The sequence below is a fragment of the Clostridium sp. AF50-3 genome (genome assembly GCF_003477445.1).
In the GTDB taxonomy this organism is placed as follows: Bacteria; Bacillota; Clostridia; order Lachnospirales; family Lachnospiraceae; genus Otoolea; species Otoolea fessa.
The window spans coordinates 17,028-32,774 of the sequence record NZ_QUDH01000002.1 but is presented as its reverse complement, the minus strand read 5'-3'; the positions used below and the strand labels follow the sequence as shown (position 1 = coordinate 32,774).

At 48.7% G+C, this 15,747-nt stretch carries 18 protein-coding genes and 2 tRNA genes; 3 read left to right on the top strand and 17 right to left on the bottom strand.

Features of this window, described 5'->3' with window-relative positions:
- Positions 1-182 precede the first annotated feature (182 nt).
- The gene (locus DW085_RS02520; protein ID WP_118491211.1) at positions 183-959 is read right to left on the bottom strand and encodes an HAD family hydrolase; all 777 of its coding nucleotides are present in this window, start codon (positions 957-959) and stop codon (positions 183-185) included.
- 332 nt (positions 960-1,291) lie between these two features.
- Here DW085_RS02520 and DW085_RS02515 point away from each other — a divergent pair.
- A tRNA-Pro gene (locus DW085_RS02515) sits at positions 1,292-1,365 on the top strand.
- A 113-nt stretch (positions 1,366-1,478) separates the two neighbouring features.
- Here the strand turns inward: DW085_RS02515 and DW085_RS02510 are convergent.
- From DW085_RS02510 to trkA, 4 genes are all read right to left on the bottom strand, one after another.
- On the bottom strand, positions 1,479-1,703 hold the full coding sequence (locus DW085_RS02510; RefSeq protein ID WP_118491209.1) for a hypothetical protein: 225 nt from the start codon (positions 1,701-1,703) through the stop codon (positions 1,479-1,481).
- Positions 1,704-1,897: 194 nt separating this feature from the next.
- Positions 1,898-2,062, bottom strand: a complete 165-nt coding sequence (locus tag DW085_RS19500) for a hypothetical protein (RefSeq protein ID WP_243015170.1) — start codon at positions 2,060-2,062, stop codon at positions 1,898-1,900.
- 140 nt (positions 2,063-2,202) lie between these two features.
- Complete coding sequence (locus DW085_RS02500; protein WP_118491207.1) at positions 2,203-3,642, bottom strand: TrkH family potassium uptake protein; 1,440 nt, start codon at positions 3,640-3,642, stop codon at positions 2,203-2,205.
- Between the two features lie 9 nt (positions 3,643-3,651).
- Complete coding sequence (trkA, locus tag DW085_RS02495; protein ID WP_117795754.1) at positions 3,652-5,010, bottom strand: Trk system potassium transporter TrkA; 1,359 nt, start codon at positions 5,008-5,010, stop codon at positions 3,652-3,654.
- A gap of 318 nt (positions 5,011-5,328) precedes the next feature.
- On the opposite strand from trkA, the gene DW085_RS02490 reads away from it, so the two are divergent.
- Positions 5,329-5,399: transfer RNA gene (locus tag DW085_RS02490), tRNA-Gly, on the top strand.
- Positions 5,400-5,614: 215 nt separating this feature from the next.
- Here the strand turns inward: DW085_RS02490 and DW085_RS02485 are convergent.
- Positions 5,615-6,484, bottom strand: a complete 870-nt coding sequence (locus tag DW085_RS02485; RefSeq protein WP_118491205.1) for a M15 family metallopeptidase — start codon at positions 6,482-6,484, stop codon at positions 5,615-5,617.
- A 268-nt stretch (positions 6,485-6,752) separates the two neighbouring features.
- Positions 6,753-7,043, bottom strand: a complete 291-nt coding sequence (locus DW085_RS02480; protein ID WP_022359091.1) for a phage holin family protein — start codon at positions 7,041-7,043, stop codon at positions 6,753-6,755.
- A gap of 246 nt (positions 7,044-7,289) precedes the next feature.
- On the opposite strand from DW085_RS02480, the gene DW085_RS19005 reads away from it, so the two are divergent.
- Positions 7,290-7,553, top strand: coding sequence for a hypothetical protein (locus DW085_RS19005; protein ID WP_182430745.1), 264 nt, complete (start codon positions 7,290-7,292; stop codon positions 7,551-7,553).
- A gap of 125 nt (positions 7,554-7,678) precedes the next feature.
- Here DW085_RS19005 and DW085_RS02470 read toward each other — a convergent pair whose 3' ends face one another.
- The 10 genes from DW085_RS02470 to DW085_RS02430 all read right to left on the bottom strand — a co-directional run bounded on the left by DW085_RS02470 (position 7,679) and on the right by DW085_RS02430 (position 15,714).
- Positions 7,679-8,290 (bottom strand): manganese catalase family protein, encoded by a 612-nt coding sequence (locus DW085_RS02470; protein WP_118293749.1) that lies wholly within the window; start codon positions 8,288-8,290, stop codon positions 7,679-7,681.
- Positions 8,291-8,293: 3 nt separating this feature from the next.
- A complete protein-coding gene (locus DW085_RS02465; RefSeq protein WP_022360123.1) occupies positions 8,294-8,548 on the bottom strand; it encodes a spore coat protein CotJB in 255 nt (84 codons plus the stop codon).
- On the bottom strand, positions 8,548-8,946 hold the full coding sequence (locus DW085_RS02460; RefSeq protein ID WP_233430131.1) for a spore coat associated protein CotJA: 399 nt from the start codon (positions 8,944-8,946) through the stop codon (positions 8,548-8,550). Before DW085_RS02460 ends, DW085_RS02465 begins: the two co-directional genes overlap by 1 nt.
- Positions 8,947-9,038: 92 nt before the next feature.
- A complete protein-coding gene (locus DW085_RS02455; protein ID WP_022360124.1) occupies positions 9,039-9,434 on the bottom strand; it encodes a CBS domain-containing protein in 396 nt (131 codons plus the stop codon).
- Between the two features lie 204 nt (positions 9,435-9,638).
- The gene (locus DW085_RS20130) at positions 9,639-9,845 is read right to left on the bottom strand and encodes an LUD domain-containing protein (protein WP_284525699.1); all 207 of its coding nucleotides are present in this window, start codon (positions 9,843-9,845) and stop codon (positions 9,639-9,641) included.
- Positions 9,842-10,228 (bottom strand): LUD domain-containing protein, encoded by a 387-nt coding sequence (locus DW085_RS02450; protein WP_284525698.1) that lies wholly within the window; start codon positions 10,226-10,228, stop codon positions 9,842-9,844. Before DW085_RS02450 ends, DW085_RS20130 begins: the two co-directional genes overlap by 4 nt.
- A 450-nt stretch (positions 10,229-10,678) precedes the next feature.
- Positions 10,679-11,446: a M23 family metallopeptidase gene (locus tag DW085_RS02445; RefSeq protein WP_118491203.1), complete on the bottom strand. Its 768-nt coding sequence runs from the start codon at positions 11,444-11,446 to the stop codon at positions 10,679-10,681.
- Between the two features lie 40 nt (positions 11,447-11,486).
- Positions 11,487-12,479, bottom strand: a complete 993-nt coding sequence (locus DW085_RS02440; RefSeq protein ID WP_118491201.1) for a SpoIID/LytB domain-containing protein — start codon at positions 12,477-12,479, stop codon at positions 11,487-11,489.
- A 214-nt stretch (positions 12,480-12,693) separates the two neighbouring features.
- On the bottom strand, positions 12,694-13,218 hold the full coding sequence (locus DW085_RS02435) for a hypothetical protein (RefSeq protein ID WP_106999704.1): 525 nt from the start codon (positions 13,216-13,218) through the stop codon (positions 12,694-12,696).
- A 27-nt stretch (positions 13,219-13,245) separates the two neighbouring features.
- Positions 13,246-15,714 carry a glycogen/starch/alpha-glucan phosphorylase gene (locus tag DW085_RS02430; RefSeq protein WP_118491199.1) on the bottom strand — a complete coding sequence of 823 codons (2,469 nt, stop codon included), beginning with the start codon at positions 15,712-15,714 and terminating at the stop codon, positions 13,246-13,248.
- Positions 15,715-15,747 lie beyond the last annotated feature (33 nt).

The window sequence follows — 15,747 nt, the reverse complement described above, 5'->3', positions numbered from 1 at the left end:
TGCAGCCGCAGTTCATCCTTTTAGTCAAAGCTTGCAGGCACGCGCCTTTTAAGTCATTTCTTGTTATTGTACTGCATGGAATTTCTACTCAAAGAAACTCACCTGTGGACAATAACCGTTTGGTAGCTATTATATCATTTATATAGGAAAATGGGAACAGGTAAAATAGGAAAATAACTTCTTTAAAATAAATGAAGGTGTTCGCACGCTTTATAAATTCCATCTTCCCCGATCGGTGCCGTCACGTAATCGGCTACTTTTTTAAGCGCATCCACTGCATTTCCCATCGCCACGCCGATGCCGGCTTCCTGCACAACCTCAATATCATTCATGCTGTCGCCAAATGCCACTGTATCGGAGAGATCTTCTTTTTCTCCAAAATACACCGCCAGCCTGCGGAGTCCGTCCGACTTGGAATTGCCTTTCTCGACCACATCCGCGCCATGTCCGCTCGCAAACATCGGCAATTTCAGGGTCGGAAATTCCCGTTCCATCTCCTTCACCTGTTCACGGCTGCCGACAAACGCCAGTGTCCGGACCGGCATCGTGAGCATCTTCCACGGATTCTGGAACTGCCGCCCGCAGCTTCCCCAGAAGCGGATATCATTAGCCGCAATGATCTCCGGATGGATATAGTAATCTTCATCCCCCACCGTCATGCCGATTCCGAATCCCTTTTCATCGCAGAAACTCAGCACCCGGCGCAGGAGTTCCGGATCAAAGATGTGCTCAAACAGCAGCTTATCTCCCACTGTGATCTTCGTCCCGTTCATATGTACAATCGCATCCGGACGGACGATGTCCCGGTACGATGTACTGTAATAATTATCCATATCGCGCCCCGTTGCCAGCACAATCTTGTACTTCGGGCGTAGCTTTTCAATCGCCTCCAGCGCACTCGGTGTGATCTGATCCGTCCGGTGGTCTAAGAGGGTCATGTCAAGGTCAAAACTTATCATGATGTTCTCCTTGGGGTTGGTTACTACAAAAGGTCACAGCCGAAGACTCTGCTATGACCTTTTCTTTTAATTATCCACGTTTTCATCATACCATTTTTCAAATTTGGAGTCAATATTGGGAGAATTTTCATTCTGTTGATCCATTCCATTGATTCGTAAAATTCCACTCAACCATCAAAATTACATCAAAAAACAAACATCCGGCAGCGAAAATTTAGAAGTCATAGTTGATTTTTGATGTAATTTTGATATAATGATACGCATATGATATTTCAACAAATGGCGGTATATGTCAGCTGAACATTTGGCAAAGTACAGCTATGATTTATTTTCGGGGTATGGCGTAGCTTGGTAGCGCGCTCGGCTGGGGGCCGAGAGGTCGCAGGTTCAAATCCTGTTGCCCCGATTTTTAGCGTATTCTTAGAGTTCTTAATAACTGAAGGGAAGAAAGCCGGGCAGCTCTCACCGCCCGGCTTTCTTTCCCTCAGTTCACACCTCGTGCAAATTGAATCGCCCTCTCTAGTTTCCGCAGCCACAGCCGCCATTAGTGCCGCAGCCGCAGCCAGACTGGCTGTCTCTTCCGGCATCATAGCCATCCCGATAGCCGATTGCATAACCATCGTTGAAACCTCTCCGATAGGAATTTCTTCCGTTATTTCCACAGCTATTCCAGCCCCATCCATTATTTCCACAGCCGCCGCATCCTCCGCAGTGTCCACAACCATTACCCCAAGACCAACACATATGATAATCTCCTTTTCATTTTTCATTGATACTATATCATATGCCTGTCAACGCAAAGTGTGTCCCACTTCCCCGGAAGCCACACTGTCAGCCGTTTCAAGCATCTGTCCCAAAACAAGCCACCAGCCATTTTCTCTGCATCATGGCAGCAAAAATGGGCGCATGCCAGACACATCACGCCCACTTTTATCTACTTACACCCGGAAGTTCCGGCTCTTAAACACATACACATGTGCGAACAGTGTCACCAGCACAACTGCCGCCAGCACCAGATCGCCCGTACCGCCGCCCAGATGAAACGCCATGCCAAACAGCGACAGCGTATCAATCGCAAACAGCCATTTTTCAACCGCATACACCTTTTTCAGGTTATATTTCTTCGGATCGATCGAATCCGATATAAAATCAGGAAATCTTTGCCGCAGAACAAATCAATTGTCTCTGCCAGTCCCAGACACCCCGTTAAAAAGAACAGTATATCCATCCGCATTCTCCTTCCCTAGAACCGCTTCCAGGTTTCCCTTGAAAACAGCAGAAGTACCGGGAAAATCTCCAGACGTCCTGCCAGCATATCAAAAATCAGAACCACTTTTGAGAAATTACTGAAAAATCCAAAGTTTCCGGTCGGTCCGACCAGCGCCAGACCCGGTCCGATATTATTAAACGTAGCCGTAACCGCCGTAAAATTCGTCACCAGATCGTATTCATCCAGAGAAATCAGCAGAACAGATACCGTAAAAATGAGCACATACGCAACCATAAACACATTCGTCGAGCGCACAACCTCATGCTCCACGATCTTTCCATCCATTTTGATCTTCTCCACTGCACTCGGGTGCAGGTACTGTTTCAGCTCCTTTTTTACCGATTTAAGCAGAATCAAAACACGCGACACCTTGATACCGCCTCCGGTACTGCCCGCGCAGGCGCCGATAAACATCAAAAGTACCATAATCGTTCTTGAAAGCTGCGGCCATTTATCAAAATCCACCGTGGCATAACCGGTCGTCGTGATAATCGAACCGACCTGGAATGCCGCATCCTGGAATGCCTGCAGTGCATTGCCGCAGAGTGCTACCGTATTGACTGTAATGATGCCAACCGCCGATGCAATGATTAGAAAATATGCCCGGACCTCCTGCATTTTAAAGGCCTGTCCCATCTTCCGCATCAGCAGAAAGAAGTAAAAGTTAAAGTTCACTCCGAACAGAATCATAAACACCGTCACGACATTTTTCTGAAATGCCGTGTAGCTCGCCAGACTATCATTCCGGATTGCAAAACCACCCGTACCTGCTGTTCCGACCGTGATCGTGATCGCGTCGAAAATCGGCATTTTCCCAAGAATCAGAATCACAGCCTCAAGAATCGTCATTCCCAGATAAATCTGGTATAACAGCTTCGCCGTCATCTGAACCTTCGGAACGAGACGACTCACGATCGGTCCTGGGCTCTCCGCTTTCATCAAATTCATATGGGAACCGCCCACCATCGGCAGGACACTCAGAAGAAATACCAGAACGCCCATACCGCCGATCCAGTGCGTAAAACTTCGCCAGAATAATAAGCATTTCGGCAGCTGCTCCACATTGCTCAGAATACTTGCACCGGTCGTCGTAAAGCCCGATACCGTCTCAAACAAGGCATCGATCGGATTTGGAATATAGCCGCTTAATACAAACGGCACTGCTCCCATCACACTGAGTAAAACCCAGCTTAGAGAAACCGCCACAAAGCTCTCCGCCACATAAAAGATCTGATTTTTCGGTTTCCGGCGTACCAGAAGCATACCAACCATCAGGCATACTGCCATCGTTGCCAGAAAACACCATACCTCTGACTCACGGTAAATCAGTGCCACTACCGTCGGAAGCACCATAAAAGCCGCCTCAAAATTCAGGATCCAGCCTATGATATAAAATACAATCGAATAATTCATCTATGCCGCCTACTTTCTCAGGATGTCGCGGATATCCCGCAGACCTTTCTGACTCGTCAGGACGATCACTGTATCGCCCTGCTGGATGCAGTCCTGTCCACGCGCGATCTTGATATTGCCGCCGCGGTTGATGCATCCGATCAGCAGGTTGTTCTTGAGATTCAGATTCATCAGCGGAATGCCCGTCACTTCCGACTCCTCGCGGATCACAAACTCCAGCGCTTCCGCCCGGCTGTCGAGAATATGGTACAACGTCTCCACATTGCTGCCGATGGTATTCTGCATCGCGCGCACATACTGTAAAATGTAGTCCGCCGTGATGTATTTCGGATAAATCAGACTTCCCAGATCCAGCTTGCTGATCAGCTCGTCAAAGGCGATCCGATTAACCTTTGTCACCAGCTTCGCGCTGGAATTTTCCTTCGCATACAGCGCAAGGAATACATTTTCCTCATCCATATTCGTCAGAGTGACAAATGCCTCCGCCGTCATCAGCCCCTCTTCCAGAAGAAGCTGCCGGTCCGTTCCGTCACCGTTGAGGATCAACGCATCGTCCAGAAGCTCTGTCAGAACCTCGCAACGCGCTTTATCTTTCTCCACAATTTTAACCCGGATCTTCATCGCAGCCAAAAGTTTCGCCAGATAATAAGCAATCGTACCGCCTCCGACAATCATCGTATTTCTGACCTGGTTTGTCTGGATGCCGATCTTGCGGAAAAATTCTGCCGAATTTGCCGGGGAAGCGATAATCGACACCATATCCCCGTTTTTAATCACAAATTTACCATCCGGGATCGCCACCTCATCGCCGCGCTCAACACCGCCGATCAGGACATCGCAGCGGAATTGGCTATCAATATCCATGACCGAAAGCCCGTCCAGCTTAAACTCCGGTTTTACCTTAAATTTCAGAAGCTCTACCTTTCCCTTGGCAAATGGATCGATCTTGATCGCTGACGGGAAGCGCAGAATTCTCGAAATCTCCGTCGCCGCCGCATATTCCGGGTTAATAATCATGGAAATTCCCAGCTGCTGCTTGATAAAGGTAAGCTCGTTGCTGTAAATCGGATTCCGCACACGCGCAATCGTGTGGCAATGCCCCACTTTTCTCGCAATCAGGCAGCAGAGAAGGTTCATCTCATCCGACCCTGTCACGGCAATCAGCATGTCCGCCGTCTGCACACCTGCCTCGATCTGCATGGAAATGCTGGCACCATTTCCCACCAGCTTGATCGCATCGATATCATCTGACACCCGCTGCATCCGCTCCGCAGACGTATCGATCATCACCACATTGTGATCCTCCCGGACAAGCTGCTCCGCCAGCGTCGTACCAACCTTGCCGCATCCGATAATGATTATATCCATAGTTTCCTCCGTTATTTTCTGTTTATCCGCCATACCGATACAGATTTATATACAAAATAAAAAATGTGCCTTAACACTTTCCTATGACGGAAAAAGGGTGCCTGAAAACCGCGCCCTAATCTATACGGAATTATTATAACACCTTCTGCGAGTTTTTGAAATATAAATTGTGTTAAGAGGGGATTTTGTGGGCGTTTTGAATATATTTGTCTCTTTCGGTCCCAAAAGTGCCTACCCGTGTACAGTAACTTTCCTCCCTTTTTGGCAAGATAAATTTCTTGACTTTTTCAGAAAAAACAGTATACTTAATATATATTTGCAGATATGGTTCATCGGTAGAACGCTAGCTTCCCAAGCTGGAAAGGCGGGTTCGATTCCCGTTATCTGCTTTTTTTGATGGATGCGGAAACTCTTGTAAATGCTGGATTTTTCCTTTATTTACAAGGGTTTCCGGTGTTTTTGGAGCATCTACCACGAAAGCATATTTCAGTATAAAGAACCCCTTTTTCTGGGGAAATATCACACGAAAAAGGGCTGTTTTTCCTTTATTTTCAAGGAATGACAGCCCCTTATTATGCGCTTATATTGTGTTTTTCATCATATTTTATCGTATATGTCCGTCCTCTGCTATCCGATCTGCGGTAATCATCCAGCCATCCGAATCAAACGCATACGCCTGCCCGTCAATCTGGCAGACTGCATCGTGCCGGTAGGTGTACCCACTCAGCAGATACCACCAGCGCCCGTCCTGGCACACCCAGCCAGTAAGATACTTGCCAGACACCCAGCCGTCCGCAGTCTGGATCCACGGTGCTCCGCTGACAAAACACTTCCGGATCGGCTGCACCTGCTGATCCTTACTGTATCGCTTGCCAGAGTCAGCACCTGCCGGAGCTGTCCGGATGATGAGCGAAGATGCAGTGATGCTCAAGCCGTGTGCGCCGCTCTTGATGTCCTTGAGATCCGCCGCTCCGGCATCGCTGTCGGCTTTGACTGTCGCTACATCCATTTTAGGCCAGGTCTTTTTAAACGCCTCAAAGGTGCCGTAACGCTGTTTAAGAATGTTGGTGCCGCTGCCCCAGTCCGGCAGATAAAGATGTGCCTTGTCCACGATGCTACGCCAGTCTCCGCCCCAGGCAAGTCCTAAAGCTTTTGCCAGCTCTGCGGCCCTTTTAAACATACCTGTGCTGTCATTGTAGGCATCGTCTGACACGCTGCCATCGCCGTCCACATCCATCTTAAGATAAAAATCAAAGGCAATCCCCCACTGATGCTGACTGCTATAGCTATTGCCTTTGGCATTGGTTACAATGTTGCCAGGCTTGGTACGTCCTTGCGCGTACAGAGCGTCCTGCTCCGCCACCGTCCGCAGTGTCTCTCCGATGGCTACTGTGATACCCTCGGTCGCACAGGCTTTGATCCAGGCGGACGCAATGCGCTGGAGACGTGGATGGCATAATGTGATATCTCTCATAGATTTGTCCTCTTTTCTTTATGATATGAAAAATATGACATTTTGTTTTCCGGGGTATCTTGCAAAGAATTTTCGCATATGCTATAATGCCGATAGGCTAAGAGATAGTAGTTGTCCATCACAGGCAACGACAAAACCCCCAAGGATCGCGACTCCTTGGGGGTTTTTATTCCTACTATCGGCTTTCGTCGATTTTCCCCTATTGTTGCGATGCCGCAACGGCAGCCATGCCCCGAACTGCCGCGGGAGATAGTCGGATCGCCTCCTTCTACTCTTCTTTTCCTGACTGCTTAAAAATCTGGTTTACATACGTAGACAATCCCGCCACAAGGACGCCCTGTGTAAGTGCCGTGAAAACTGCCAGCGCGATATCCTGACCACTGCCGCAGGCACAGGTGGCGAACACATAGATGGCACAAATCGCAACGCCAATCAGCCCATTAATGAGTGGGATGTATTTGTCTTTCACTGTCTCACTCTGCTTCAGCCACATCCCAATAAAGTACAGCACTACTGCTACCACAAGTAATTCCGGCTTTACATAATCTTTAATCTGCATACCTTATCCCTCCATCTGCTTTTCCAAATCTGCGATCCGATGGTTTGCCACCCGGATCTGTTTCTGCATCACTGCCTCGGTCTCCTCTAATTTATATGTACGCTCAATTACTGTATGAAAGCAATTATGAATGATGAAGTCATGGAACGACTGATTGATACGCTGATGGAGTTGCAGAAGAAAGAAAGCACCGATCTGCCTCTTTTGAAAAAGTAGCTTGCAGAAACGGAAAAAGGTATTAACAATATGCTCAACTCCATTCAAGCAGGGATTTTTACTCCGTCCACCAAGCAAAGACTGGACGAGTTGGAGGAAACCAAAAGGCAGCTTGAAGTCAGCATTTTGCAGGAGGAAATGCACAAGCCCCTGCTTACAAGAGAACAGATAGCATTTTTCATTTACCGCTTCCGTAAATTTGATGTGACAAAGCGGGAACAGCGGCAAAGACTGATTGACAGTTTTGTAAATGCGGTGTATCTTTATGAGGACAAGATAATTCCTTACTTTTAACTGTAAGAACAGTTCTAAGACCATCACACTGGCGGAGGTTGAGGGTTCGGATTTATCCGCACTCGGTGCTGGTTTGAAAACCTCCGTAAAGAATGAATTTGACATTGTTTACGGAGGTTTTTGTTTTATCCCTTCGCTTTCACTTTATCAAACTCTGGGTTAAACGTATAGAAATTACGACTGCTCAGGTGATCCTGTACATTTCTTAAAGCTTCACCAAACCGCTGAAAATGTACAATCTCGCGCTCGCGCAGAAAACGGATCGGATCGCATACTTCCGGATCTTTGACCACGCGGAGAATATTGTCGTAGGTTGTGCGGGCTTTCTGCTCTGCTGCCATATCCTCATATAAATCCGTGATCGCATCGCCCTTCGACTGGAACTCGCACGCATTGAACGGGATTCCGCCTGCTGCCTGCGGCCAGATTGCCGTGGTGTGGTCGATATAGTATGGTCCGAACCCGGATGACTCGATCTGTGCCGGAGTAAGGTTGCGCGTGAGCTGCTGGACAATGGCGGCAATCATCTCCATATGGGCGAGTTCCTCGGTTCCGATGTCGGTCAGAAGTCCTTTCTGCATCTTATAAGGCATCGTATACCGCTGGGACAGGTAGCGCATAGAGGCTCCGATTTCGCCGTCAGGACCGCCATACTGGCTCATTACATATTGCGCGATCTTCGGATTCGGCGTCTTGATATTGACTGGATATTGTAATCTTTTTTCATATCTCCACATACGCTACACCTCCCCTTCCCACGGCCAGCGCTCTGTAAGCCAGGACCATGTGCATGCATCGTCCGCATCCTCGATCGTGAGCGGTCCAAACGATGCCTCATACGCTTTAACAGCTTCTTTCCGAAGTGCCACCACATACCGGTAATAATTCAGCGCATTCCTGTCATCCGGGTGGGTGTCCAGATAGAGAATCACATCATCCATTGCAAAGCTGGCATCATCAATCCGTTTCATCAATTTTCTGGCAGTCTCATTCATCAGCAGGCACCTCCCATCATAAACGGCAGATCCAGATCCGGAAAAATAGTTCCCCGCCTGAATGCGGTTTCCAGCGCATACGGCTGCTGCCAGGACTGAATCGGTACATATCCCATGCCGACCGGATAATTTCCGCCTCCCAGAAATGTCTGCGGCGGCCTGTTCCCTCCTGTCTGCGGATACGGGCGGGCAGGTCGGATTTCTGGACCCTGCGGGCAAAATGCCCCATTTTCCGAAACAAGATGCACCGAACCAGCACAAGGTATTTCCGGCGGACAGGTTGGCGGTGCGGTATTTATGCAACGATTGCCAGAAATGCCTGCCACCGGGCATGACATAAGAGGCATTCCCGAACGGCAGGCATTTTTCCGGCTGGAGTTATCCTGATAACCATTCATATTTCATTCTCCTACAAAAGCAGTTATACTTTATCTTATGCAGGAAATATATAAATGCGATCGCCGCTGAAAAACAGAGCGATCATTATGTACTATTTTTTACAAAGGTAACTGATAACATCTTTTCTGGTAATAATACCGATAAAATTTTTCTGATCATCCAGCACCGGCACGAAATTCTGGTTCATGATCTTTCCCAGAAGATCTTCCATATCCGCATTGACAAGTACCGGCTGATTATCCGAACGGCGTGGAATCTCAGTGATCCGCACTTTTTCTAGTCCTTTCTGCACCAGATCTGTCTTATTTTTGAGTCCCCACAGCAAGTCGCCCTCGGTTAATGTTCCTGCGTAACGCCCTGCCTTCGTGATGATCGGCACCGCAGAATACTTGTACTTTTCCATCGTATCCATTGCCTGCCCAACCGTGTCCTCCTCATTCACATAAATGACTTCGCTTTTCGGTGTCAGAAAAAATAATATATTCATGGTTTACCTGTTCTCCTTTCATCTTTCCCCATACGTCCCCCATACGTATCTGTAGATTTTGTATATTTTCGTTCAAATCTGCCTTCGTTCTTCTTGATTATACCAAATCCGTCCAAAAAAGATATAAAGAAATCCTTATTTTTCCATCAAATTTTTCTGTAATCGGTACTGTTCATACCCGTGACCAGTAACTATATTCCGCTCCTAATAACCCATCTCCTCATCCACAAACACAACCTCTACTTCCATCCCATTGCTCGGACGCTCCAGGATCACGATCGAATGGCAAATCCGTGCCGGGCTGTTGCAGTCTACGCAGACGCCCGTTTTCGCACACGGGGTCTGGACCTGCAGACGGGCTGCGTTCTTCGGTGCTGCGATCTGTTTTGCACGTTCCATCGCAGATGTCAAATCCGGACAGACTTTATTGTTTCCAATGACAAAATATACTTTTTCCGGTCCGAATAAGTCTGCGACACGCGGTTTCCGGTTCCATCGATATTGACCAGTTCTCCGGTTTTGGAAACACCATTAGCGCTGGTTATGTACACCTCGGCACTTCTCGCTTCCACAAGCATCTCGCGCCCTGCCTTTTTCCAGTGCCAGATCACCTCATTTTTCTCGGAAAGTGCCTCATAAAGTCCCATCTCCTGTGCCGTCACACTTCCGCCTATCGCAACTTTTTTCCCGGAAATCTGATCTTTCAGATAGTCCGACGCAGCCTTCTTTGTATCAAAGAAACTCGTTTTAAATCCGTGACGTTCAAAATTATTCTTCAGCAGTTCCTGTTCCATCTTTGTCCTCCTTATTAAATCGTTCAATTTATAGTAACTTTTATTTATAACCTACATTGACAGCCTTTGGTCTTTGAAAATATTCTTACTTTACCTATAGTATATCAAATATTGGCAGAAAAACAAGGCAGAGCAAATTAGCTGCCCGCCTTGCTTCAAGTCAAGTTACTGTTCACGCATGCGTGAACAGTAACGGAATTTGCCGTGGCTTCGCATTCAAATACGGCAAATTCCTGCTGCCACCACGTTTTCTTACGGCACTTTCGGTTCCAAAAGTGCCTACCCGCAAACAGTATCAAGTCAACAAAATTCCCTGTCTTCATGTTTTCATACAGCAGCTTTCTGTTTCAAAACCACCTGTCACAAAACACAACCTTATCCCTTCATTTCCAATTTCCGCCACAGCCAGAGCCAGCCTGCAAGGCACATTAAAAACAGCATTTCAGCCTATCATTCCAGATAATCCAGTGCATCCACCGGTTCTCCGTCGTGCATCAGCTCGAAATATACGTTATTTCCCTCAATCGAATAGTATTTGGTCGGCTCCGCCACATATCCGAGCGTCGTATCTTTTGCCACATACTGCTTCTGCGCCACCTGAACGTCCTTGAGCTGTCCACAGACCGCCGTGTAGCCGCTTCCCAGATCCAGCACAACATAATTGCCGATCTCCTCATTAGAACCGACTTCGGTTACCTGCGCCTCGGCGGGTGCGGCGACCGGTTCACTCACATCGCCCTGGATAATGAGCGCCGGATTGCATTTGTATTGATCGAGCGTCGGAAAATAGATGGTCGAATCCATGCTGTAATCGAGAATTACATTGCCCTGGACCGGCCAGCTTAAGCGATCGGTTCCATTGTAGGAAAGTGCGCGTGCGGCAGCTGCTCCGGCTCCCAGACTGCTCTCTTTTTCCTCCTCCATCGGCTTCTGATCGGCTTCATCCCGGTTATTGACCGAATACGAGGCATCCGAACTTCCTGCCACCTGTGCGCGTGTTTCCGCCTGTCCGTCGTTTTCTTCTAAACGGTTCTGCGGCATCTCTTCCGCCAGGATTCCCTCCGTCTGCGGCACATCCAGATACGGATTTCTTCCATCCTGCGCATTATCTTTTCGAATTTTTACGGTTCCTGCTGCGGCTACGATTGTCAGCAGACCAAGCACTGTCATTACCAGAACAAGTTTGTCCCTGAATAACTGTCTTACTTTATTTTTCACGTTTATCACCTCGGTATTAGTCTTGCCGAAGTGAATCGTTTTATTCAGAAACGATTTGAATATTTTTAAAATAATGCTTTAAAATTTCTTCCGCGCTGCTCCCATTCTCCGCCATGAGTCCCGCCCCGTACTGCGACAACCCGTAACCATGCCCGCGCCCATAAGTAACACAGCGGATTTCGTTCCCGTCTTCCTCGAGGGAAAAAGCTGGCGACGGCACGCCTAACGCATAGCGCACCGCGTCCCCGCTGTACGTCTCCGCCCCAATCTGCACGGTTTCCACATAACCGGCGCTGTCCCGTTTCACGATCTGAATTTCCTCCAGAATCCGCTCTTCTTCCAAATTTTCCAGATCCGGGTGTTCTCCCAATGCATTCAGTCCTTCTTCCAGACGTTTTTTCAGTTCTTCCCGTGTCATGCCCTGCCGCGTCAGGTAGCCGCCAGCGCCCTCATCCTCCTTTGCCGCAACCGACGCCAGATACGGATGCGCCTCATCCCCTTCGCGCGTCCGCCCCGCGCTCACTGCATGAAACAGCGGCTCAATATAATCCCCATCCCAGATCGCCGTCTGTCCTGCGCTCTCCCGCACCGCCCCACAGATCGTCTGGTAATATTCCGGCATTCCAGCCGCCTCAAACCGGCTCTCGATCTGCTCCGGCTCCAGATAATCCATATCTAACGCCGATTCCTCGATCGAATCCGCCCCGTCCATCTCCCGGTACAGCGCCGTCCGCGCCAGAATTGCCTGCGCCTTGACTGCCTCCTTCGGATAGCCGTCCGGAATCTGCACTGCAGTCAGACCGATCAGATATTCTTCCAGTGGGACAGCATACCCGGTTCCGTTGTTGCGGACGCCATCCTCCCGATCCAGAAGGATCTGCCGACCATCCGTCTGACTTCCCCCTCCAGATGTTCTATCTGAATTTCCTCCGATTTTTCCTCCATCCGCCCCCTGCACACGCCCGGAAACTGCCAGTGTTGTGATATATGGGATCAAAAAAGCCGCCAGTACGGCGGCAGTTCTCTTCTTCATTTCGGTTCTCCTGTTTTGACTGTTCCAGTACGGTTTCACGCATTTTCTGTTTTGCCATACCAGTAAACTTATGGTTTCAATGCCTTACAAACCTGCTTCTTTTCTCTGCCTTCCTTATCTTATGACAGGCACTCAAAAAATATCACAAGTCTACGCTCCGGCTTTTCCTCCGCCGCCCTTTGCAGTCTCTTCCAGTTTCCCCTCTATCATTCTTTTACTCCCCCAGCGTCACACCATCCAGCAGCCAGCGGAACCATCCCTTTTTCTTCATCACCACAGTTCCATGAAAGTCCATCGTCTTCTCCGGTGCCAGCACCTCATCGCCTTTTTCCAGGCAGAAACGCACCGAAACCGTGTAGTCATACGTCCGCGCCTTCTTATCCCGCCCCGTCTCGCTCAGCTGACAGTTCGTCACATACACGCGTTCCACCGGTGCGGAAAACTGCGATAATAAAAGGACATACGGAAGCCCCGTCTGCTCCAGCGCCTCGCATCCAGCCTCGGTTGCCGTCTTTCCATACTCTTTCGCATAGATCGCCGTCAGACCGTCCTGATACACCTCATCCAGATCAAACGCCCGGTTCGCCGTATAAAGCGAATAGATTTCCTTTTTCGCCTGCTGATAGGCGCTGTTTTTATAAGAAGCAAACAAAAACAGCGAAATGATAAAAAAGAGGGAAGCACCCACAAGAGGAACCGAAAATCCTTGTGTCCCCGGTCTTTTTCTGTATCCTCTCATAGTGTGTCCTCCCTCTTTTTACTCCTTTTACAGTGCCTTTACATCATCATCGTCCACATGGATCTTCTCCAGATGCCAGATGTCGCGCACATACTCCTCGATGGTACGGTCAGAGGAGAATTTACCAGCGCTTGCTGTGTTGAGCATGGCTGCTCTCGCCCACCAGTTCTCGTCACGGTAAGCTGCCTCGACGCGTCTCTGTGCTTCCGCATAGGAACGGAAATCTTTCAGGATGAAGTAGGTATCTGCCTTGGCACTGTTCTTTGTATTTAACAGAGAATTGTAAATATCGCGGAACAGCTCCGGATCCTGCGGTGAATAGTAGCCGTTGATGAGCTGCATCAGCACGCGGCGGATATCCTGGTCGGTGTTGAAGATCTCCTCCGGGTTGTAACCGCCGTTGTTCTCATAATTGATAACCTCGTCAGCGCTCAGACCGAAGATAAATGCGTTCTCCTTGCCTACCTCCTCGACGATCTCCACGTTCGCACCATCCATCGTGCCCAGCGTCAGCGCACCGTTCAGCATGAACTTCATGTTGCCGGTACCGGACGCCTCCTTGCTGGCGGTGGAAATCTGCTCGCTGACATCCGCTGCCGCAAAAATCAGTTCTGCGTTGGAAACGCGGTAATCTTCGATAAACACAACTTTCAGCTTACCATTGATGGATTTATCATTGTTGATAACATCTGCTACAGAGTTAATCAGTTTGATCGTCTTCTTGGCAATCTGGTAACCTGCCGCTGCTTTCGCACCAAAAATAAAGGTTCTCGGAACCATATCCATGTTTGGATTGTCTTTGAGCTGGTTATACAGGTACATTACATGAAGAATATTTAAAAGCTGTCTCTTGTACTCATGGAGACGTTTTACCTGTACATCGAAAATGGAACGCGGATCAATGTCGATGCCGTTGTGCTCCTTGATGTATTTTGCCAGGCGCAGTTTATTCTGATACTTGATGTTCATAAATTCCTGCTGGAATTTCGGATCATCGACGTATACTTTTAATTTTGCCAGGTGCGGAAGATCGGTAATCCACTCGTCGCCAATCTGCTCCGTGATCCAGTCTGCCAGAAGCGGGTTGCCATGCAGCAGGAAACGACGCTGGGTAATACCGTTTGTCTTATTGTTAAATTTCTCCGGCATCATCTCGTAGAAATCTTTCAGCTCCTGATTTTTCAGAATCTCGGTGTGAAGTTTTGCCACACCGTTGACGGAATATCCGGCTACGATCGCCAGATGCGCCATCTTGACCTGACCGTCAAAGATGATCGCCATCTTTTTAACTTTCTCGTAGTTATTCGGGTACTTATTCTGTACCTCGATCAGAAAACGGCGGTTGATCTCTTCCACAATCTGGTATACACGCGGAAGCAGGCGGGAGAACAGCTCGATCGGCCATTTTTCCAGCGCCTCTGCCATGATAGTGTGGTTGGTGTATGCACAACATTTTGTTGTGATACCCCACGCCTCATCCCAATTTAAGCCTTCCTGATCCAGGAGCAGGCGCATCAGCTCAGCAACTGCCACGGTCGGATGCGTATCGTTCATCTGGAATACGATCTTCTCCGGCAGTTTGTGAATATCATCGTTTGTCTCTTTGAATTTCTTCAGAGCAACCTGTAAGCTGGCAGAAATGAAGAAATACTGCTGTTTAAGACGCAGCTCTTTACCCGCATAGTGGTTGTCGTTCGGATAAAGGACCTCAACCAGGTTCTTCGCCAGATTCTCCTGCTCGACCGCCTTCTGGTAATCACCCTTGTCAAATGCAGAAAGGCTGAACGTGTCGATCGGCTGTGCATCCCAAATACGCAGGGTGTTGACTACGTTGTTGCCGTAGCCGACAATCGGCATATCATACGGAACTGCCAGAACAGACTGATAACCTTCCTGTACAAAATGGTTGCGCCCACCGTCCCACTCGGTCTTGACATAACCGCCAAATTTAACCTCGGTCGCATACTCCGGGCGGCGAAGCTCGAACGGATAACCGTTTTTCAGCCACTCATCCGGCACCTCCACCTGGTAGCCGTCTTTAATTTTCTGCTTGAACATACCATAATGGTAACGGATGCCGCAGCCGTAAGCCGGATAACCAAGCGTTGCCAGGGAATCCAGAAAACATGCTGCCAGACGCCCCAGACCGCCGTTTCCAAGTGCCGGATCCGGCTCCTGATCCTCAATCGCATTGAGGTCAAAACCCAGCTCTTCCAGTGCTTCCTTCACTGCTTTTTTCGCACCCAGGTTGATGATATTGTTACCAAGCGCACGTCCCATCAGAAACTCCATAGAAAGGTAATATACCTTCTTTGCGCCTGTCTCGTCAAACTGCTTCTGAGTTGCAATCCAGTCGTCGATAATCACATCCTTGATCGCATAGGACACAGCCTGGAATATCTGCTGCGGTGTCGCCTCGTCGATCGTTCTGCGGTACTGGTTCTTTACATTTTCGATAATACTCTTTTTAAACTCTTCTTTGCTGATCTCGCGCATCCTGTCCTCCTAATATTCGTAGTATCACGGTTT